This is a genomic window from Streptomyces sp. NBC_00285, assembly GCF_036174265.1.
Taxonomy (GTDB): Bacteria; Actinomycetota; Actinomycetes; order Streptomycetales; family Streptomycetaceae; genus Streptomyces.
The window spans coordinates 7,336,951-7,355,990 of the sequence record NZ_CP108055.1; the positions used below are offsets into that span (position 1 = coordinate 7,336,951).

The window sequence follows — 19,040 nt, forward strand, 5'->3', positions numbered from 1 at the left end:
CGCGATGGCATGAACGACCGCATCAGACGGCCGCCGCGGCGTCGGCCTGGTTGTGCGGTTCCACCCTCACGCCGACGGCGGGGCGAGGTCGCGAGGTTCTTGGGCGTTCACCGTGACGCGGATGCGGCACGGCACATCCCCGTAGTTCTGGACGGCGTAGACCAGGCGCACCATGTCGTCCTGCCGTTCCCTGAGGAGCGAGCCGACCACGAGTCGCTGTGTGGCCTGACATCTGCGCAACAAGATTTTTGGGCAGTGCCTACGCTCAACGCTTTTGATTATGAATTATGCTTCTGGTTCGTCAAGCTATCTGAGCAGTATGAAGGGGATGAGGCCGTAGGTGGCGGCTCATCCCCTTGCAAGACCCGAGGGACTAAGTGAGAGTGTACGGAGTCTGATCACTTGCCTTGCTGTGGCGCTCCACGCTTGTTACACGGACTATGAGCTTTCCTCCCGAGCAACAAACACCCACGCTGTCGCCAGGAACAGGAATTTCTTCGGCGACAACACCATTCTTGTCGGCCCGGTAGACGTGTTCACTGTTGTAAGGGCCTTCAAACTTGGTGAGGCCAGTTCCCTTGTCGAACTCGATTTTCACGTCTTCGTTGGGGACGAATCCAGTGGCCCGGACCTTGATGTCTGTGATTCCCCCAGGGCCCGATGCCGGGTTGATGGAGATTTGCGGCCGGGTTGTCGGGCTGGATGAGGGGGGCAAGGGTGGTCCATCAGGCGTGACTAATACGGACGCGCTGACAGGTGCGGAAGGACTCGGCGATTCCTTGTCCTCGGGCTCATCTTCCCCAATCAAGATGGGGGCAGCTGCAATAAGGGCAGCCACGATGACAGCGCCTGCACCGATGGAGGCCACAATAATGGCTATTTTTGAGCCCCCAGGAGGTTCCTGGGATGACGCCGAGCCGGGAGGGTCCGGCCGTCGAGTCTGTGTTGTGGCCTGGCCGCCAGATGAAACCGGAATGTCTTGCGAAGAGGCGGCGGCCTCGTGCTGGTGGGGTGTTGCGTTGAACTGGATGGCTGGGAAGTCGCTCAGCACCTGAGCCCAGATCTTGTTCCTGCCGTCGACCATGCGGCCAGCGCTTAGTTGCCTGTTGACGTCCTTCCAAAAGGAACTGGCAGTGGTGAAGGCAGCTGAAGAAGGAGCATGGTCGCTGGGGAACCCTGCCGCATCGAGCAACTGCATCGCATCTACATGAGTGCGGTATTTCTGGCAGATCTGCGCCAGCTCCGCTGGGCTGAAGCTCTCTTGCACTTGATCCTCTTGTCGATCCCGCCACGCGGTGAGGCGGACGGCCTGTCGGTACACGAACATGACACAGCGTGAAAATGATCTTCAAGCCGCGCCAGAGACCCCGTGGGGGCAAGTTACAGAACTTCCGCCGTTCAGACGTCGAGATCGTGAATTTCCCTTTTTGATCATGACTTTTGGCATATGTCTTCTCTATGGGTGCCACAGAAAGATATCAATTGCCGCAATAGATCCATATTGGATTATTATGTTCTACATGCCGAATATGTCGGATGTTGAACTGGCTACGTAGGAGGGCGAGGAGACCGGCTCGTAGCTCGATCAAGGTAGAAAAGTAAAAACCCTGCCGCTGGATGCGGCAGGGTGAATGTTTGGTGGCTCAGGTCACAGTGCTAATAGCACGGCCCATCTTGCCAACCAGCGGAAATATCTGGCCTGCTCATGAGCCAGCCATATGGAGTTGGGTCCTCGAAGAAGGGTTCAACTCCAGTGCAAGCAACTTTGGTTCCGTCGGTCATGTAAGACCAACTTGAGTCGTCTCCCGATCCGATGCTCTTGCGATACACCCCTTGGCTTTCTTCGCCAGGATTCCAGACGGTCACGCGACCGTAGATGAAATCCTTACCAAAGATCAGGGTTGTTCGCTTGAGTTCTGTGAGCGCCGTGTAGCGGCCCCAGTTAGCTGCACACGAAGGTGAGTAACGCAGTTCAAGCGTTCCTACCTCATCGTCTCCATACGTGATGGCTTGGCGGCCAACTGTGATGGCGTCCCCGTCGCAGAGCCCTTGCGGATTCTTGCCGGTACAACTGGAGGCATAGCAGCCCCCAGTTTCGGCGTCGGCCATAGCCGGAACGCCCAATAGCAACGCAGCCGAGGTAACCCCCACCACGATTGCCTTTTTCAGTCTTCTCAACTCACCCCTCCAAGGTGAAAGTATTGAAGCTTGCTTTTTGAGTTTTGCAACTTTTTGCAATTAGGTCAAGGATGAGTTAAAATTCTCCTGTATGGAAAAGTTGAAATTATCCGTCTTGACCGGTCTCGGTGTGGCCGCTGTTATCACATTGTTTGAGGCCACCTTAATGTTAATCGGTGGACGCAATGCTTCTGGAAGTCTAGTTGGTTTCTTGCTCACACTTGCGCTGCCTGTCGCTGCGGGATTATTCATGACCGGTAGGTTTAAATTTAAAGCTGGGGCTGAAATTGGAATCTTTGTCGTTCTGCTTTCTCTTGGGCTTATTGGGTACGTTCAGCTGATACCTAATATGTTTGCGCGCGGGGTCGTCTTCTTTTTGATCTACTCTGCCGCCTTTGCTCTGGGTTCACATCTGTTGGAGGTTCGAATACTCACCCTCAAACGTAAGTGGGTAATATTCTCAAGTCTCTTTGTTGTCGTCGTTTCCTTGCAGATCGGCGTTAATTTCGCAACGCGCCTAGTATTTTCAAACGCTAGCTGATTGTGCCATTATAAGAGTTCACCCTCCAAGGTGACCCGGCCGCTTTTTCTTGCGGCCGGGTTTTTACTTCTACCACCCCCGCACCCCAGCATCTAACTCGTGATACAGATTCGTCATAGCAGTGATACCCACGCCAAGCTCTCTCAGCGACTCTTTGATGTGCCCCCGAACCTGCTCGACGGTTCGAGAAATGGTGTCGGTGCTCATCGAATCGCTCGACATCGGTTCTAGCCGCTCGGCCTGATTGGCTAGATGAGTCAGTTCACCGAACGTGGCATGCGCATACGCCTCGGCCTCCAGAATGAATCGCTGGAGGTCTGGCAGATCGGGAGCCATCAAGGTGTCCATTCCTGCGACCCAACGCGCGGTCGCTGCGGTGCGGGTGGTTCTGGGGCGGTAGTCCGCTGGGCAATCTCGGCCAACACCTCGTCACGAGGTCGGCCGTAGCGGTTGGTGGCTCGTTCCCACGCTTGATCCGCCAGACCAAAGCCGGAGAAGGGCTGAGCTGTCCGGCCGGTCATCGGGGGACTCACTCCGTCACCGGTGACCAGACGAGTAATCACCTCGTACGCACCGAGGTTCATGAAGTCCTCCTCGGTGACGGCCTTGCCAAACTCACGAGAGAACGCATAGGCGTCGTCCCTGGTGGTCTCGAAGACCACCTTGCTGCGGGCGTTGGCCATGACGGCAGAACGCATCTCACGGGGGAGCTGGTCGAGGTGCTGGTGAGCGAGCACCATCCCGAGACCGAACCCCCGAGCTTGGGCGAGCATCGACTCAGGGGAGATGGGGAGCTGCAAGAAGTCCTGGAACTCATCGACGTACAGGAAGGTCGGTTGACGCCCACGACCTCGGCGCACGGCTTGCCACAGGGCGTTGATGAGCAGCGTCCCGGTGAGACTCGCGGTTTCTTGCCCGAGGCCGGCGAGGTTGACCAGCAGAATCTTGTTCTGCTCGATTACGTCGCGCATCTGGAAACTTGAGTGCGTTTGACCAATAATGTTCCGAATTTCAGGTCGTGCGTTCAACTGCCAGATGCGGTCGAGCACCGGTTGAACGACTCGTTCCTGCTGTGGCCGCGGTAGGGCGTTGAACCTGTCCCAGAAGTGACGCAGCTCCGGCTCCTTGAGCTCTCGGATCAAAGCGTCACGCCAGCGCTGTTCACCCGGGTTCCGTGGAGCGAGGAGTGCCGTCAGGTCTACGAAGGCGTGGCCGGCCTGGGAGGTCAGCGTCGACAGCCCGAAGTACAGAACCTCCCTTGTGTAGACGCCCCTTGTCTCCCGGTACAGGTACTCGAAGAGCCCCCCGATCTCCTCGACGACGGCGCGCGGGTTGGTCTGGTCGAGCACGTTGAAGCCCACCGGCCGGGATGAATCGGTGACGTCCAGCACCACCAGGTCGGCAAGCCGGTGCTCCGGCACTGCGTCGAGCACAGCGCGGAATAAATCGCCCTTACTTTCGATTACCACTACGCCGTTGCCCCCTGCGATGTCTTGGGCGGCAAGGTTGGCGAGCAAGGTCGTCTTGCCTACACCCGTCGGCCCGATGACATGCAAGTGCTTCAGACCATCCGTCGCGCTTGTGGCCAACGGTCGTTCCGAGCCGGGGAAGCTGGAGAGCGCCACCACGCGACCGGCACGCGGTACGGAACCGCTTGGCGGTAGCTGTCGAGTCCGGCCAGCAGGAAGACCGGCGACATGTGGCGCCCCGAGCGGCCAGGCAAGAAGACCGGCTAGTTCTGTTGCCGCGAGCTGGGCAGGAAAGGCGAGGGGAGCACGAGCCCGCGCGATGTCCTCTCGGAGCCGTCCACTCATCCGATGACGCTGGTGAAGCCGAGTGGTTGCGCTCCTCGTGCTGCCGAGCGCAGTAGTGATCCGCTTGACCAGGTACTCAGCACGAACTTTGGTGTTGGCCTTCGAGGCGATGCGGAGTGCAGCGAGGAAGTTGGGTTCGCGCGTCTTCTTGCGCTGCTCCTCGATGTCCTCGGCGGCCAGGCCGACGGCGACCTGCCCCAGAAGCCGCGTCGACTTGGCTCTCGTGGCCGGCTGACTCTTGGTGGGTGGTCTTTCAGGGACGGCCGCGGTGACGACCAATTGCGTCAAGACAGCTTCACCAGGCCCGAGCTGCTGGACGCTCGCAAGCAACGTCGCGGCTAGGTTCGCGGGCTTGGGGATGTTCAGGAGGCGATCCGGTGACGTCTGCCCCAGCTCGACCACCCGGTTCCACTCGTGTGCGGGTGATGCCTCCTCGGGCGTGACCACCGTGCCAGGCAGCAAGGTGCGCAGTTCACTGGCGATCAGGTCGGCGTGCGCGGCGGGAGCCCTCAAGCGGTAGGAGATGCCTTGCTCTGTGGCGAGGAGTTCAAAGGCGAGCGTGTTGACCCCAAAGACGCCGAACGCCCCGGTGCGCAGCGTGCCGCTAATCGCTTGCAGCCACGAAGTAACATGCTCGGCCGTCAGGTCGGGCGGAAATAGGAGCGTGTACGCGCGGCGGCTGTCGTCTCGTGCCGCCTGCTTATTTTGTCGCATGTACCACAATCCAGCTAAGACCAGTAGGGGAGTCGCGAGGGCGACTACTAAGAAGGGGCCCATACTGAGAATTTTCGTATGGGCCCCTGAGTTTTTGCTGCTTACCGACGTCGGTAGACCAGCACTCCAAAGATGGTCACCAGAACAAGCAGGGTCGCTGCTGTGCTGATGACGTACGGGATAATTGGTTCGATCGACCACCAGAGAACCCGGATGCCTAACGCGAACCCGATGGCCAACATGAGGTAGCGGCGAGCCTTGCGCACGGGCTTACCGCTTACTCAGCCGGTCAATGTCCCGTTGTGCCCTTCGCCGGAACTCGGTGATGTCTGTGATGGTGGCGTACAACTCCGAGGCCGTTTCACTGAACCGCACGGCTGCCCGATTGCGTCGCCACTGCCAAGCACGGCCTCCGAAGAAAGCCAAGACCATCAGCAGGAGGATGGTGACGCTGTTCATCCCTACTGCCAGTCGTTGTTGAAGTTGGCGAGGCGGCGAGCGACGCCCTGCACTGTGATGTTGACGATGAGGGCGATGGCCTCGGCCGCATCCGGGTTGGCCTGCTCGGCCTGGTGCTGGATGGCCTTGATGTAGCCGACTTCCTGGATGGCGAACTCGCCGACCATGACCTTGGATTGCACTCGGCTCTGCTCGATCTTGGTCTCAGCCGCGATGCGGCTGATCTCCCGGCGTGTGGCGGCCGGGAGCACAGGGCTTGACTGCCCCCGCCTGACGATCTCGTATGACATGAAGATCCCCTTCGCTTACCGCTGAACCCGGTGTTCTGCGGGGCAAGTTGGAGCCTGCCTGCTTGGTTCTATGCTTGCCAAAGGGAGATTTCCGGCAAGCGAGCAAGCGACTAGCGAGCAAGCAGAATCAAGCATCATGGATGGTGGCTGTGGGTAATGTTGATGATCGTATTGAACTAGGCGCACTCCTCCGGGAAGCGCGCCTAGCAGCAGGCGTAACGACCCGCGGGGTGAAAAACCTTGATGGCGGTAACTTTAGTAGCGGCCATATTTCCAGCGTCGAGACTGGCAGGGTGACTCCGAGTTGGGGGCTGGTGGAGACGTACATTCGCCATTTTAACGGTGATCGACGGGTACTTCAAAGCGCCTTTGAGAAGGTTCAAGGCAGGCGAGCTAGGGAAGATGCTGACCGCGTCGCACAGAATCTAGGCAGCGAGGTTACTGCGGATTCCCTAGTCGAGGAAATTCGTAGGACCTACCAAATCCAGGCGCTTGAGCACAATTATCGAGTGGATGCGCGAGGAGTAATCACTGAACTGAACATTATTTGTACGGTTCGCCAAAAAGGGGACTCTCGCTACTTCGCCGAGAGGCTCCACTATTACACCGGAAAGCGTGGTGAGCTTGATGTCAGGGCTGGGATGGGATGCACTCTTTTGAAAAGTGTGGAGAGTGGACCAGGTATCGTCTATGCCGTATTTGAGCTAGATAATGCACTTGTGGATGACCCGGCACTGTATTCTTTCTCTTGCAAGGCGTTTGTAAATAGTGACCAGGTAACGCGTCCAGTTCTGCGATACCATTTCGCGAGCGAGGGTACTCCGTTGCACTCAATTCGTGTGCAGTTCACGGAACCTGCGCTCCCGGATAAAATCTGGTGGAGTCGAAGTATTGGAAGTATGCAGATCGAGGAAGACCCTGAGCCTGACCGGGTTTTGGCGAAAAACTCTGACGGATTCTACTTTCACGACTTCAGGCAGGTGCAGGTTGAGCATTGCGGCCTTGCTTGGTCGTGGAATATTTGAGAAAATAATATTGCCAATTGTGTGATGTGAATGCTGGGTTCATGTAGCCTGCATCGCATCACCTAAACTCAGCTCGGAAGGAGTGGTTTAAATGGGCGGCGGAATCGGTGGGGACGACCTGTCCTAGTTAAGCCCGATGCTCTGCATCTATGCCCCGCGATCTAGTATCGCGGGGTTTTCAAATATACATCTCGTGAAGGGCTGTTGACATGCGCTACGAGCACAACCTGCAAGCAAAGCTCAAGCAGAAGTACGGCCTCGTCTACGGAGCGCATCACGATGCGTACAAGCACGAGATTCGGTACCTTCGCGACTTCATCCAGAAGTCTCCGGCTCTCCGAGCTATCACCGAAACGCTCGAAAATTCCAACACCGAAATTAATCCCGCTGAATGGGTTCGCGACAATTTTCGTACGCGCAGCTTTTCTTGGCCTGACACCGAGTCGGGACGGGCAAAAATTATCTGGTGGTTCATTCAGCGATGGGCAGACGGGGCAGACCCTTTTGGTGTTGCCCAATCCTTCTCGGTTAGCAAATATCTCGATGTCATCCTTCGTGAGATGACGGAGCAGACGGTTCGGCCGTTTGTTGAATACCTCATGGAGCAACTCGGCTCCGCGAGCGAGGTGCTCTACATGTTGGAACGGTTCGCACGGCGCCTTGAGTGGTTCGACCAAGCCGAGTTGTACGAGAAGTACCAGGCCGACACCAAGCACGGCGAAGACACGTATGACACCCACTTGCGCCAGTTCCTCTTTGACCAGGGCATCGACTATCCGTTTTCGCAACCGAAGTCCGCTTCAGGGCAAGTGGATGTAGCCGCAGGGCTGGACGGTGACGACCCCTTGGTCTGCGAGGTCAAGTTGTACGACACCTCAAGGAAGGGTTACGGAGTTCCGTACGTAGCCAAGGGCTTCCGGCAGGCGCTCGACTACGCGCATGACTATGGCAAGAGCGTTGCCTATCTCGTGACGTTCAATCTGAGTGACCAAGGACTCCAGATGCCGACGGATGAAGTCACGAAGCCCTGGCCGCCGCGACTCCACGTTGAAGGTGTCACCGTCTACTTGGTGACTGTTCATGCCAAGCCGCGTGAGTCGGCAAGTAAGCGAGGACAGGCCAAGCCTCGTGTCGTGACTCGTGAGAACCTCGTCGATCCGCAGGAGGATGAGGCGAGCGAAGACTGAGGCACTTCTACCTCGCGCCGGCCAGGCCGACTTGAACGGCTCCTTCAATGAGTCGTACCCAAGGACCACGCCAGTCTTCTAAAAATCCCACACCTCTTGGTTCTCCAAAATGCTCGGCACCTCGTAGCCTTGCGCCAGCGGATGGCACTGGAGAATCTGTCGCAGTGTCACCAAAGCGCGATAGGCGTCACGCATTAGTTGGATCTGTTCCTCGAACAATGCCACGTCGTACTCGTCTGGTTTGATCGAGTGCGCATTGGGGTTGCGCTTCTTGCGTACGGCCTTCAGAGTCTTGATGGCCTGCTTAATGAGTTCAACACTATCAGTGTCTTGGATCTTGAATTTTTCCTTGAGCCATTCCTCTAGAATCCGGATGGTTCCGATCTGAGTAACGATGATGCGATCTTGCTTGTCGGTCCGTTCTTCTTCGTACGGAACCTCATCCTGAAAGAATTCCCGGTTGATGTTGTCCGAAAGCATCTTGTCGAGGACGCCAGCGAAGTTCGCCAACTCTCGGCCTGTTGGACGGATCAGATAGCCAAAGTCATTCGGCCATTTCTCGCTGTAGGTGTTCCGGAAGAGCCGAGGGCGCCCGATGTGCTGCGCAAGTGCGTTGATCTGTTCCATCTCCTCCAAGAAGGCCCGGAACAATGAGAGCTTCTCCTGCCATTCCCCATGGATGCTCGACCGCCAGTAGTCGGGATGCGGAGCGAACTTTTCCCGGTCGTTCTCCTGCTTGGCCTTCCAGATCTGCTGATGCTCCGGGGAGAGTGAAGAAAGGTACCGCCGAAAAACGATGACTCCCCAATATTGCTCTTTAGAGAGCGCCAAGCCGAATGACTGGAGCAGCACCTGATCTCGCTCGGGCATGGTTGACTGACCAAAGTGGTCGTCGTGGATGCTGATCGTCCCGCTGATATCAAATCGGTAGTAATAGCGGGGATCGTTGCGGTAAGACTCCAGGATCGAGAGATCGAAGAAGTGATGGCCGAGGGCAGGATACCCAAGGGCAAGTTCGAGGCTGTACGGCCTGCCTCGGTACGCGTCGCGATCCACAACCGATTCAAGGTGCTTTACGGTGGGATAGAGGCACGCGACCGTGGGGTCGAGAGTCGTCAGCTTTTCAAGCTGCACTTCTTGCGGCTCCGGCTCAAACGCCAGGATGTGGGGATTGGGGTGCCGGTCGCCGTAGTTGACATACAGCGAGTCCTGTTCGACAAGCGGTCGAAGGAGCACTCGGAGTTCATCCGGCTCCAGATCGAGGGCGCCCACCGGCAGACCATTGAAGTCGGTCGACTCCACGTAGAACTCGGTAGTGAGTTCCAGGAGACGTGCTGAGGTGACCTTTCCGTCAGGAACTGGCCTACGGAGAATTTTCGCGAGGGCAGACACCGCCGACTTAAAGATCACGGGCACCTCAAGGTTTGGCGCATGGGAACTTGGCCCCGCATGGGAGCGGGCGCTAGGAAAATTCTACTGCGCTACAAGAGGCACAATGCCAGGGAATTCTTGCGCCTCGGTGATCGGGTGCGCATGGTGCTCTGAGTGCTGCCACTCAGCGCCCATGGCCACCACCCGGTAGATCGCAGCGTTCAGGACTGCCGCGGTGCGACCTCGCGCCCGAGCTGCCATCGGTTGCGCTGTACCTGTACGAACTCTGAACCTTCTTCGAGGACGCTCCGCACTACTTGGACGCTCACGGCCGGCTCGTCTGGGAAGTGGTCGTAGATCAGCCCGCGTACCTCGGTGGCCAGCACCGGTTGGGGCTGTCGAGCCAACGCGATGGCTACTTGTTGTCGGAGCGTTGGCTGTGAAGGCGCCGGGAGAATGACGTCACGCAGCCCCGCGATGCCTCGCTGTTCTCGTGCTGTGTCGACCGCGAGTTGGTTGTAGATCGCCTCAGCGGCGTGGCCTGTGAACTTGGCCGTAGCCTTCCGTCGTTCCGAGCCTTTCAGGAGAAAGGCGCTTGTTCCGAGGAGGATGCCGCCGAGTAGCCATGGTGAGACGCCAACCTTGCGTCCGGTGAACGTGAGCAGCTCAACTGCACCTCGGAACGGCAAGGCGGCGACGTTCACAGTGACGGTTTGACCCCAGACCCCCTCGGCGATGTCGACGGCAGACGCGGCGGCCGTGCGCCAGTCCTTCGGGGCTAGACCCGGCTTCTTGAGGTGTCTGTCTTCTGAGAACACGACGCACGGTGCGATGAGCTTGGCGAGTACCCCAGTTGGTACGTCGTCCGGGTCGGTGATAGCCAGCACCTGTTGGTCGGGAGCATCTAGGTCTGACACGGTGACGAACCGAAGGGCGGGGAGGTAGACCTCCTCGAAGCACTCGACCAGCGGTGCCAGGGGTACCTTGCAACGCTTCGCGAAGCGAGGAAGTCGCTCGTACATCTCGTCGTAGACGTGATCGGCGGCGAACAGAACGGCAGACCCGTTGTCGCTCATCCTCAACAGTCGTGACCGGCGTCCGTGACGGCAGTCGTTCTCGATGCTGCTCATCAGGGCGTTGGTGTCCACGATGCCAACCAAGTGCGGCGTGCTTGAACTGAAGGGATCAAGCGGCGCAGGTCTGGCGGGAGGTTCGAGCTGACTGTCCGTCATGGACCAACGGTAGTCGTCGGGTAGCACAAGCTCCACCGCATTCCACGGGCACGAAGCAGCACCCCCCGTTCGCGTGAACGGGGGGTGCGACTTCTTGTCCTGACTTCCTTTGATCGAGCCGACCAACCGTCAGCCGGCCTCGCTTACGGGGCTCCTCCGCCCATGGGTCACCTCCTCCGCTCAAAGGTCGTCACCATCAGGCGGTCAAGCAGTGCTTGACGCGCCTGAAGTTCAAACGGCCCCCATGGGGCTCGGATGCCTGCGGGCAACAAGAGGGGACGGTGCGGGGGGTCAGAAGGCGGCGGCTCTGTAGATCCCAGGGGAAGTTCCGCCCACACGACTTTGCCGCCAACGTGCGGGCGGTAGACGCCCCACTTCTCGGCGATCGACTCGACCAACAACAACCCTCGACCGCTGGTGGCGTTGAAGTCGGGGTTCTGGCGCACTGGCGTCTCTGGTGTGCGATCCCAGACCTCGGCGAAGAGCCTGCCGTGCACGACTTGCAGCTGCACGCCGATGACGTGCTCTTCCTTGATCTGCCACGGCTTCGGGGCGGGGTCGGTGATGCCGCTGGCCTGGATCGCGTTCGTGACCAGCTCGCTCATGATGAGCGTCGCCGACTCCTCCTGGTCCAAAAGGTTCCAGCGGTTCAACGTGAAGCGGACGAACATCCGGGAGTGGCCGACTGCGGTAGGAACGGCGGTCAACCGAAGTGACGCCGCGAGCAGTGGAATGGGGCGCACGATGTCGGCATGGTTCATGACGCGTTGCTCCTCGGCATCGAGGAGCCCTGAACCACCCAAAGACGAGCGCCGATCTCGGTTTCAATGTGGGCGCGCATGGCAGCTTGCAAACCAGGCAGGCGAGCGAAGTGCCACAGGGACGGCACGATGACGTGGCGGACGTCAGTGCTCTTGAGTGCGTCGGTCAGGGCGAAGAACGCCGACTCCTCGTCGGCGCGGAGCCGTTCGATGAACAGCCGCTGCAACGTGAAGCCCTCGCGCTGTGCGTGGGCTGCCAACTCCCGCTTGATTGCCTCGTTTTCGTCCTTGTCGTCGTCGCGGGCGAGCTGCCGCATGTAACCGAACATGTTGGGGGTCATCCGTCCTCCGGGGGCTGAGGAACGGTTGGCGAGCAGCGGCGGGGGATCCAACTGCTCGCCAACCTGCGACCCAGGGAAGCGGTTTGACCTGCAAAGACGCCACAGCAAACGTGCTGCACGAATGTCGCATCCGTGACGCATTCACCGGTCTGGCCTGCACAGATGACCCACTGGCCGCTACGGTAGAGACTCGCCCCGTAACGGAGGGATGGGCGATGGCAGCGAGACGTATAGGCCTCGCCAGGCGCCGGAAATCAGCAGGCTTCACCCAAGAGGGACTAGCTGAACATCTAGGCGTCGAGCGGTCAACGGTAGGTCGCTGGGAAAGCGCCGACACGGAGCCTCAAGCGTATTTACGGCCAAAACTGGCGCGGGCGCTCAAGGTTGGACGTGACGAACTACAGGCACTCCTCGAAGACATCACCATCACGGACACCAAGCCCAGCGACCGTATGACCTATGTTCTCGAAAACCCAGCGTCCGCGGACCTGGTGGTAGTCGCCTACCTTCACGAGCGGCTGCGGCAACTGGATGAGTTGTACGACCAAGAGTCTTCGACGAGCCTCCTTGGTACGGCCGGTCAGCTGCACGGGCAAGTTCGCTACCTCCGTGAGAACGCCAGGAACCCTCGTGTACGCCGAGCGCTGTACGAAGTCGAGGCCGATTCGGCAACCTTTCTAGGCCAGTTGGCCTGGGATGCTTCCCAACGCCGCGACCACGCCGCACCACTTGGGTACTTCGAGGAAGCGGTGGCGGCAGCAAGACATGCTCGTGATCCGTCAACGGAGTCGTACGCCACTCTCCGGATGAGCTTCGTCGCCCTGTACGGCGAGAAGAACGCGGAGCACGGGGTCATGCTCGCCGAGCGGGCAGTCGAGGTGGCCCGGTTGGTCAGCCCGTCGCTCACTGGACTCGGTCTTCTGCACGTTGCTGAGGGGCACGCCATGACCGGCGCGCTCAAGGAGTGTGAGGACGCTCTGAAGAAGGCCGAGGCTCAGTTCGACCGCGTGCACCCGGATGATCTGGCCGCGCCGTACTACACAGTCAACGAGTTCAACCGGCTCGCAGGCTCCTGCTACTTGGCTCTCGATCTTCCCGAGCGGGCCGAACCGATCCTCCGCATGACTTCGCGGGCACTGGCTGCCAAGAAGAAGTCTCAGGCCATCGCGCTGGGCAACCTGACATTGGCGCTCATCCGTCAAGGGAAGCTCGACGAAGCCGCTGCGACCATGCACCGCACCATTGATGCCGTCGAGCTGACTCGCGGTGGAGGTGGTCTTAATCTGGCCTTCTCTGCCGGGCGCGAGCTGCGGCAGTGGCGAAGCGAACCATGGGCGCTTGAGCTGAATGACAGGCTCCTCGCCCTGATGTAGATGGGTGGGGCGTGACAGACATCGACCAGGCCAAGCAGGCCGTACGCGAGCGGGTGTGGCAGCGACTCATTGACGGTGGCGGTGCCCCGGCTGACTCGTACGGCAAGATTCCTGGGTTCTACGGCTCGGAAGCGACGGCGGAACAGCTTGCCGGTCTGGACGAGTGGCGGGCAGCGAGAACCATCAAGGCCAACCCCGACTGGGCGCAGCTTCCTGTGCGCGTTCGCGCCTTGAAGGATGGCAAGCGCGTCTACATGGCCGTGCCGAAGATGGCCAGCGTCCAACCGTTCTACCTGCTCGACCCTGAGGCGCTGAGCATCCCACCCGAGGAGGCCGCCGAGAAGAAGGGCGCGGCTCGGGTTGCTCGACGTGTCAGCGTAGATGAGGTGCAACCCATCGACATCGTGGTGTGCGGCAGTGTCGCCGTGAACCGCTCCGGTGCTCGGATCGGCAAGGGTGCCGGGTACTCCGACCTTGAAGTGGCGCTTCTTATCGAAGCCGGCCTCGTCACCGAGAAGACGGTGATCGTTGCGCCGGTGCACCAGCTCCAGGTCATCGAGGACGACATCCCCGAGACGGAGCACGATTTCTCCGTGGACTACATCGTCACGCCTGACGAAGTGATCCCCTGCGCCAACCGCCGCCGACCGCGCGGGTTGGTGTGGGAGGACCTGACGCCGGAGAAGATCGCGGCTATTCCGGTGCTCGCGCAGCGTCGGCCGTCATAGTTCGGTAGTCGGCTTCAACGCGGCGCGTCAGCGTCGTATAGGAGGGGTGGGGGACATGGCGCAACGGTTGGTGGCCTGGAATGAACTCGGCAGCCGCTTCATGCCCGACAAGCATGGGGAGGCGGTAACGATGAGCCTTGACTATGCGACGTTGGTGCACGAACAACCCAAGCTTGCCCAAGCGCTCGGACGCGGCCGCATCGTGTCGCACAACGTCTTGTACTACGGATACGGCGTGTTGTTCACGTTTGTCGTGGAGGATTGACCGCTACCGAAGCGGCCCGACTCCGCATGAACAGAGCGCCCTGTCTCCTGGCGGAGGTCGGGCGCTCTTCTGTGATGCCAATCACGTCCCTGGTGTCTTGTGGTGCCTCTGATCCTCGTGTGGCTCAAGTGAATGAAATATTTAAACAAAAGCGACAACACGCATGAATCGGGAATAAGTTACTCACTCGTCGCGTTGTCACACCTCAGTGGCAAAATTTGCCAGTACCACAACGACGTGTGACAGGTAGGTTCCCCTTGGGCTACGAGATAGATTTCCTCCCGGTTGGGGAGGAGTCGAGCGGTGGCGATGCCATCGCTCTTCGTTATGGCAACCTCTACGGTTCGCGCGATGAGCAGACCGTGGTCGTTATTGACGGTGGTTACCGAGTCGCAGGTGAAGCGCTCGTCGAGCACATCCGGGAGCGCTACGACACCGGCACCGTTGATCTTGTCGTCTCAACGCATCCGGATCAGGATCACATCAGCGGGTTGCGGGTCGTCCTGGAGGAGCTAGACGTCAAGAAGCTCCTCATGCACAAGCCTTGGAGCCATTCGACGGGCATGCAGCGGGCCAAGATGATCCTCTCTCTCAACGCGCAGGCGCTGCATACAGAGCTGAGGGATTCGCTCCAGGGTGCGACTGCTCTTGAAGAAGTTGCCAAAGCGCAGGGCGTTCCCATCGAGGAACCGTTCCTCGACTGGACGAGTGAAGACGGCGTCCTCCGCGTCCTCGGCCCCACCGAGGACTACTACCGGGAGTTGCTCGCGGAGATCGTCGAGCCAGACTCCGAGGCGGCAGCCAGGGCGAGTTGGGAAGCCCTGGTGCTGCATAAGCTACTGGCGGGGACTGCTCATGAGGATCTCGACATCGAGACGTTGGGCGAGAACGGTGAGACCTCCGCTAAGAACAACACCAGCGCCATCTGCTTGTTGGAGGTCGAGGGACGGAAGCTGCTGTTCACCGGTGACGCTGGGATTCCTGCCCTCGGTCAGGCGCTTGATGTTCTAGAGGCTGATGGTTTCCAGCCCGGCGAACTCCAGTTTGTTCAGGTGCCGCACCACGGGAGCCGCCGGAACGTCAGTCCGTCGATCCTCAACCGACTGCTCGGACCCAAGGGGCAGACGGCCGTCATCGGGACGGCCTTCGCATCGGTACCCAAGAAGAATCCCGAGCACAAGCACCCCGCGAAGAAGACGACGAACGCCTTCCGACGGCGGGGGTACCCCGTTCATCTGACGCAGGGAACAACGAGGTGTCACTGCCACGATGCCCCTGATCGGGAGGGCTACGGCACATCTACTCCCGAGCCGCTTCACACTGAAGTAGAAGACAACGGGGACAAGTAGCGTGCTCTGGTTGGACGACTACGAGCGCCGGGCGCGACTTGCGCCCGGCCTCCTCGCGTTGCTGCCCGTCAGCGTTGCGCTGGCGGTTCTTGGTCTCAGCAAGGCTCCCGTTGTTGTCTCGGTTCTTATGGCGCTCTCGCTGGCCGGCGGTCCGATCGTCCTCGCTGAACTCGTACGTCACCAAGGACAGAAGGTTCAGAAGACTCTCTGGGCCTCATGGGGCGGGTCCCCGACCATCCAGGAACTTCGGCTCCGACAAGAGGGGCAGAATTCGCTACAGCGGGAGACCTGGCGGAAGGCCGTCTCATCTGTGACCGGGATCGAACTGGCCTCGGCTCGCAGCGAACGGGCGAACCCGACCAAGGCCGACGAGGCGATAGAGGTTGCTGTCGGCCAGATTCGTAACCTCACGCGGGATGAAGCGAAGTTCCCTCTCGTACGTGCCGAGAACCGGGGTTACGGCTTCCATCGGAACCTGTACGGCATCCGATGGACCGGACGGATCACCGCGCTCCTGGTGGTCCTTGGCGTCCTGGCGTACATGCTGTGGCTCGCGAACGTCGAGCATCAGCCCGCCATCACCCTCGTGAATGTCCTCGCTCTCGTCGCGACCGTGGTCTGCCTCGTTATCTGGTGCTTCCTTCCGTCGCAGGCACGCATGAAGAACGCCGGAGAAAAGTACGCGTACGAGCTGCTGCAAGCTGCGGTTCTCTTGGTCACCGAGAAGGCCCAACCTGCCCCTGAGGGAACCCAGTAGCCCGACGCGAGCCGCGTCGAGGGCGGCGTGGTGGACGGCGAGTGCAAGCGGTTGTAGCACTGCCATTCGTCCGCAGTATCAAAAGCGCAAGGCCAGTCGAGTGGCCGGGCGCTTTGTGCGTGCAAGATCGTCGATTTAGAACAGGCGATCTTCCTTGTTGTCGATGCCGCGAAGCTCGTCGTAATCAAGGACGACGCACCGCATGCCGCGATCCTCGGCAAGCGTCCGAGCCTGCGGCGCGATGCTCTGAGCTGCGAGGATGCCCCCGACGGGCGCAATCGTCGTATCCCGGTTCAGGAAATCCAGGTACCGCGTGAGCTGTTCCACTGCGTCGATCGTGGCGCGTCGCTTGATCTCCACAGCCCAGTGCCTAGGCTTAGGGGAAGCGGTACCTTCCTTCGACTCCGACCCGTCGATCTCACCGCGCCGCTTGATCTCCACCGCGACGGTCTGTCCGTCGGCGTCCCGGCACAGGATGTCGACCGGGCCGATGGCCGTCATGTACTCGCGGCGGATCAGGCTGTAGCCGTCTCCGAGCGTTTCGATGCGGTCCGCGAGCAGTTCCTGGAGGTGTGCTTCCACGCCGTCCTTGATCAGGCCGGGATCCACGCCCAGTTCGTGCGAGGAGTCGTGCAGGATCTCCTCCATCGTGATGATGAGCTTCTCGCCCGCCTTGTTGATGACGGTCCAGACGCCTTCGTCGTCGCCGGTTCCCTCCTTCAACGTGCAGGGCGGCGACATCCAGTTCAGGGGCTTGTAGGCCCTGTCGTCGGCGTGGATGGAGACGCTGCCGTCCGCCTTCACCAGGATCAGACGGGGGGCCGAGGGCAGGTGGGCGGTGAGCCGGCCCGCGTAGTCGACGGAACACCGGGCAATGACGAGACGCATGGTCGGCAACGCTACTCGACGGGCGCATGTCCACGCGATTCGGCCCGTAAGGCTGTGAAGGAGTCCTGTTCACTTGTGGCCGATTGTGGGCCTGTTGGGAGTGCCCTTTGTTCGCATTCTCCTGGTGCCGTCACCGTCCGTTGCCTACCGTAGTAACCGGGAGGTCGCGGTGCATGTACTGAGAGTGCCGGTATCGCGAACTCCCTCATCTGTCCGGCAACCTCCGAGGAATCGGGGGTGCGAGAGGAGAACCCATGTCGCTCGACGTCTCACCGGCTCTATTGGAGAAGGCCGAGCGAGACGAGGTCGACGAACGTGAATTCGTCGACTGCGTCCGGACCTCCCTGCCCTACGCATGGGAGATGATCAGCTCCCTGGTGGCCCAGCTGAAGGTGGACGGCGGCAACTTCGCCGACAACCAGACGCCCCCGCCGGACGAGCAGGCACGCGGTCAGCTGCTGCGTGCGCTTGCGAGTGACGCGATACGCGGCGCCCTGCAACGGCACTTCGGTGTGCGGCTGGCCTTCCAGAACTGCCATCGGGTGGCGGTGTTCCCGCTGGACGCCTCGGTCGACGAGACGCTGGTCCGCTTCACCTCGGTGCGCAGTCAGTTGCTGAACCAGTCTCCGGAGTTCCGGGACTGCTGACGCGACGCCGCCTGCTTGCCGCTCCGTTACGCGGGAGGTGCATCAGTATCGGGGCGGCAGGCTTCCCGCCGGACAGGGTCCTCGTCCACTTCAGGTCAGATGCGGCAGTACCTCGCCACCGAGCCGCCGTACGTTCTCCTCGGTGGCCGCCAGGTCTCCCGAGCCCTCGACGAGCAGGGCGAAACGGGAGATGCCCGTCCGCTCGCTGGTCGCCGCGAGGCGGTCGGCGCACAGCCGCGGGGTGCCCACCGGGTGCAGTCCGCAGAGCAGTTCGGTGTAGGCCACCGGGTCGCGCATCTGCCGTTCGCGGCCGTCGACCGTGACATGGGCGCCGAGTCCCTGCCTGAGCCAGCCCGGCATCGCCTTCACCAGAGCCTCCACAGCGTCCGTGCGCCGGTCCGCGATCTGGCAGACACCGGCCGAGACATGGGGCGCTCCCAGGACCTTCTCCGGCGCGTGTCCGGCCGCTCGCGCCTGCCTGCGCCACAGGGCGACCATCTCCGTCTTCTCCTCGTCCCCGACATGCATCCCGAGCAGCATCGGCAGTCCGCGCTCCGCGGCCAGCCGGATGCTCGCGGGCGAGGTGCAGGCGACGACCACCTCGGGGCCGGCCGCTTCCGTGAGCGACTCCGACGGCCGTGGTACGACGGGCACTTCACGGAACCGGAATCGCTCGCCGACGGAGCCGACGGAGGACTCGCGCAGCCAGCGCACCAGCAGATCGAGTGATTCCGGGAACCCCTTCTCGTAGGCCTCCAGACCCGCGCCGAACACCTCAAGGTCGACCCATGGACCGCCGCGGCCCACGCCCAGCGAGAAGCGCCCGCCGCTCGTCATGTGCAGCAGCGCGGCCTGCTCGCCGAGGGCCACGGGGTGGGCCGTGGGCAGCACGCTCACGGCGGTGCCGACCCGGATACGGCGGGTGCGGCCCAGCAGCAGGGCCGCCAGGGTGATCGCGGACGGGCAGGTGCCGTACGGCACGAAGTGGTGTTCCGCGAGCCAGACCGCGTCGAGTCCGGCCTCCTCCGCGACCTCGGCCGAGCGGACCGCGCGGTGCAGCGCCTCCCCCTGGCCCTGTCCCGGGAACTGAGCCGCCAACACGAATGTTCCTACGTGCATG

Annotated in this window: 21 protein-coding genes; 9 read left to right on the forward strand and 12 right to left on the reverse strand. The window is 60.8% G+C overall.

Going from position 1 to position 19,040, the window contains the following annotated elements; translation table 11 throughout:
• Positions 1-66 precede the first annotated feature (66 nt).
• From OHT57_RS33990 to OHT57_RS34000, 3 genes are all read right to left on the reverse strand, one after another.
• Positions 67-210, reverse strand: a complete 144-nt coding sequence (locus OHT57_RS33990; RefSeq protein ID WP_328750552.1) for a hypothetical protein — start codon at positions 208-210, stop codon at positions 67-69.
• A gap of 163 nt (positions 211-373) precedes the next feature.
• Positions 374-1,267 (reverse strand): hypothetical protein, encoded by an 894-nt coding sequence (locus tag OHT57_RS33995; RefSeq protein ID WP_328750553.1) that lies wholly within the window; start codon positions 1,265-1,267, stop codon positions 374-376.
• A 389-nt stretch (positions 1,268-1,656) separates the two neighbouring features.
• Positions 1,657-2,238, reverse strand: a complete 582-nt coding sequence (locus OHT57_RS34000; RefSeq protein WP_328750554.1) for a DUF2690 domain-containing protein — start codon at positions 2,236-2,238, stop codon at positions 1,657-1,659.
• A 31-nt stretch (positions 2,239-2,269) separates the two neighbouring features.
• On the opposite strand from OHT57_RS34000, the gene OHT57_RS34005 reads away from it, so the two are divergent.
• Complete coding sequence (locus OHT57_RS34005) at positions 2,270-2,719, forward strand: hypothetical protein (protein WP_328750555.1); 450 nt, start codon at positions 2,270-2,272, stop codon at positions 2,717-2,719.
• Between the two features lie 69 nt (positions 2,720-2,788).
• Here OHT57_RS34005 and OHT57_RS34010 read toward each other — a convergent pair whose 3' ends face one another.
• From OHT57_RS34010 to OHT57_RS34020, 3 genes are all read right to left on the reverse strand, one after another.
• On the reverse strand, positions 2,789-3,067 hold the full coding sequence (locus tag OHT57_RS34010; RefSeq protein ID WP_328750557.1) for a hypothetical protein: 279 nt from the start codon (positions 3,065-3,067) through the stop codon (positions 2,789-2,791).
• Positions 3,055-5,247 carry a type IV secretion system DNA-binding domain-containing protein gene (locus OHT57_RS34015; RefSeq protein WP_328750558.1) on the reverse strand — a complete coding sequence of 731 codons (2,193 nt, stop codon included), beginning with the start codon at positions 5,245-5,247 and terminating at the stop codon, positions 3,055-3,057. The genes OHT57_RS34010 and OHT57_RS34015 overlap by 13 nt, the downstream gene beginning before the upstream one ends.
• A 461-nt stretch (positions 5,248-5,708) precedes the next feature.
• The gene (locus OHT57_RS34020; RefSeq protein WP_328750559.1) at positions 5,709-5,996 is read right to left on the reverse strand and encodes a hypothetical protein; all 288 of its coding nucleotides are present in this window, start codon (positions 5,994-5,996) and stop codon (positions 5,709-5,711) included.
• Between the two features lie 149 nt (positions 5,997-6,145).
• On the opposite strand from OHT57_RS34020, the gene OHT57_RS34025 reads away from it, so the two are divergent.
• Both OHT57_RS34025 and OHT57_RS34030 read left to right on the forward strand, forming a co-directional pair.
• Positions 6,146-7,021, forward strand: coding sequence for a helix-turn-helix domain-containing protein (locus tag OHT57_RS34025; RefSeq protein ID WP_328750560.1), 876 nt, complete (start codon positions 6,146-6,148; stop codon positions 7,019-7,021).
• A 209-nt stretch (positions 7,022-7,230) separates the two neighbouring features.
• Complete coding sequence (locus tag OHT57_RS34030; protein ID WP_328750561.1) at positions 7,231-8,208, forward strand: hypothetical protein; 978 nt, start codon at positions 7,231-7,233, stop codon at positions 8,206-8,208.
• Positions 8,209-8,286: 78 nt separating this feature from the next.
• Here the strand turns inward: OHT57_RS34030 and OHT57_RS34035 are convergent, their stop codons facing one another.
• From OHT57_RS34035 to OHT57_RS34050, 4 genes are all read right to left on the reverse strand, one after another.
• Positions 8,287-9,510: a hypothetical protein gene (locus OHT57_RS34035; protein WP_328750562.1), complete on the reverse strand. Its 1,224-nt coding sequence runs from the start codon at positions 9,508-9,510 to the stop codon at positions 8,287-8,289.
• Positions 9,511-9,800: 290 nt separating this feature from the next.
• The gene (locus tag OHT57_RS34040) at positions 9,801-10,811 is read right to left on the reverse strand and encodes a PIN domain-containing protein (protein WP_328750563.1); all 1,011 of its coding nucleotides are present in this window, start codon (positions 10,809-10,811) and stop codon (positions 9,801-9,803) included.
• 167 nt (positions 10,812-10,978) lie between these two features.
• Positions 10,979-11,572 (reverse strand): ATP-binding protein, encoded by a 594-nt coding sequence (locus OHT57_RS34045; RefSeq protein ID WP_328750564.1) that lies wholly within the window; start codon positions 11,570-11,572, stop codon positions 10,979-10,981.
• A complete protein-coding gene (locus OHT57_RS34050; protein ID WP_328750565.1) occupies positions 11,569-11,913 on the reverse strand; it encodes a hypothetical protein in 345 nt (114 codons plus the stop codon). Before OHT57_RS34050 ends, OHT57_RS34045 begins: the two co-directional genes overlap by 4 nt.
• A gap of 83 nt (positions 11,914-11,996) precedes the next feature.
• On the opposite strand from OHT57_RS34050, the gene OHT57_RS34055 reads away from it, so the two are divergent.
• From OHT57_RS34055 to OHT57_RS34075, 5 genes are all read left to right on the forward strand, one after another.
• Positions 11,997-13,286: a helix-turn-helix transcriptional regulator gene (locus OHT57_RS34055; RefSeq protein ID WP_328750566.1), complete on the forward strand. Its 1,290-nt coding sequence runs from the start codon at positions 11,997-11,999 to the stop codon at positions 13,284-13,286.
• A gap of 11 nt (positions 13,287-13,297) precedes the next feature.
• Entirely contained in the window at positions 13,298-14,014 is a 717-nt protein-coding gene (locus OHT57_RS34060) for a 5-formyltetrahydrofolate cyclo-ligase (RefSeq protein WP_328750567.1), read from the forward strand.
• A 55-nt stretch (positions 14,015-14,069) separates the two neighbouring features.
• Complete coding sequence (locus OHT57_RS34065) at positions 14,070-14,279, forward strand: hypothetical protein (protein WP_328750569.1); 210 nt, start codon at positions 14,070-14,072, stop codon at positions 14,277-14,279.
• Positions 14,280-14,536: 257 nt separating this feature from the next.
• Positions 14,537-15,628, forward strand: coding sequence for a ComEC/Rec2 family competence protein (locus OHT57_RS34070; RefSeq protein WP_328750570.1), 1,092 nt, complete (start codon positions 14,537-14,539; stop codon positions 15,626-15,628).
• A gap of 10 nt (positions 15,629-15,638) precedes the next feature.
• Positions 15,639-16,385, forward strand: coding sequence for a hypothetical protein (locus OHT57_RS34075; protein WP_328750571.1), 747 nt, complete (start codon positions 15,639-15,641; stop codon positions 16,383-16,385).
• Between the two features lie 135 nt (positions 16,386-16,520).
• Here the strand turns inward: OHT57_RS34075 and nucS are convergent, their stop codons facing one another.
• A complete protein-coding gene (nucS, locus tag OHT57_RS34080) occupies positions 16,521-17,273 on the reverse strand; it encodes an endonuclease NucS (protein ID WP_328750572.1) in 753 nt (250 codons plus the stop codon).
• Between the two features lie 254 nt (positions 17,274-17,527).
• On the opposite strand from nucS, the gene OHT57_RS34085 reads away from it, so the two are divergent.
• Positions 17,528-17,920, forward strand: a complete 393-nt coding sequence (locus OHT57_RS34085; RefSeq protein ID WP_328750573.1) for an SCO5389 family protein — start codon at positions 17,528-17,530, stop codon at positions 17,918-17,920.
• Between the two features lie 90 nt (positions 17,921-18,010).
• On the opposite strand, the gene OHT57_RS34090 is transcribed toward OHT57_RS34085, so the two are convergent.
• Entirely contained in the window at positions 18,011-19,039 is a 1,029-nt protein-coding gene (locus OHT57_RS34090) for an LLM class flavin-dependent oxidoreductase (protein ID WP_328750574.1), read from the reverse strand.
• Between the last annotated feature and the right edge of the window lies 1 nt (position 19,040).

What these genes read in the sequence shown, in the direction of transcription:
- OHT57_RS34005 (WP_328750555.1), top strand. Translation starts at nt 2,270, where the DNA reads ATGGAAAAGTTGAAATTATCCGTCTTGACCGGTCTCGGTGTGGCCGCT.
- OHT57_RS34010 (WP_328750557.1), bottom strand. Translation starts at nt 3,067, where the DNA reads ATGGACACCTTGATGGCTCCCGATCTGCCAGACCTCCAGCGATTCATT.
- OHT57_RS34015 (WP_328750558.1), bottom strand. Translation starts at nt 5,247, where the DNA reads ATGCGACAAAATAAGCAGGCGGCACGAGACGACAGCCGCCGCGCGTAC.
- OHT57_RS34020 (WP_328750559.1), bottom strand. Translation starts at nt 5,996, where the DNA reads ATGTCATACGAGATCGTCAGGCGGGGGCAGTCAAGCCCTGTGCTCCCG.
- OHT57_RS34030 (WP_328750561.1), top strand. Translation starts at nt 7,231, where the DNA reads ATGCGCTACGAGCACAACCTGCAAGCAAAGCTCAAGCAGAAGTACGGC.
- OHT57_RS34040 (WP_328750563.1), bottom strand. Translation starts at nt 10,811, where the DNA reads ATGACGGACAGTCAGCTCGAACCTCCCGCCAGACCTGCGCCGCTTGAT.
- OHT57_RS34045 (WP_328750564.1), bottom strand. Translation starts at nt 11,572, where the DNA reads ATGAACCATGCCGACATCGTGCGCCCCATTCCACTGCTCGCGGCGTCA.
- OHT57_RS34050 (WP_328750565.1), bottom strand. Translation starts at nt 11,913, where the DNA reads ATGACCCCCAACATGTTCGGTTACATGCGGCAGCTCGCCCGCGACGAC.
- OHT57_RS34065 (WP_328750569.1), top strand. Translation starts at nt 14,070, where the DNA reads ATGGCGCAACGGTTGGTGGCCTGGAATGAACTCGGCAGCCGCTTCATG.
- nucS (WP_328750572.1), bottom strand. Translation starts at nt 17,273, where the DNA reads ATGCGTCTCGTCATTGCCCGGTGTTCCGTCGACTACGCGGGCCGGCTC.
- OHT57_RS34085 (WP_328750573.1), top strand. Translation starts at nt 17,528, where the DNA reads ATGTCGCTCGACGTCTCACCGGCTCTATTGGAGAAGGCCGAGCGAGAC.
- OHT57_RS34090 (WP_328750574.1), bottom strand. Translation starts at nt 19,039, where the DNA reads ATGCACGTAGGAACATTCGTGTTGGCGGCTCAGTTCCCGGGACAGGGC.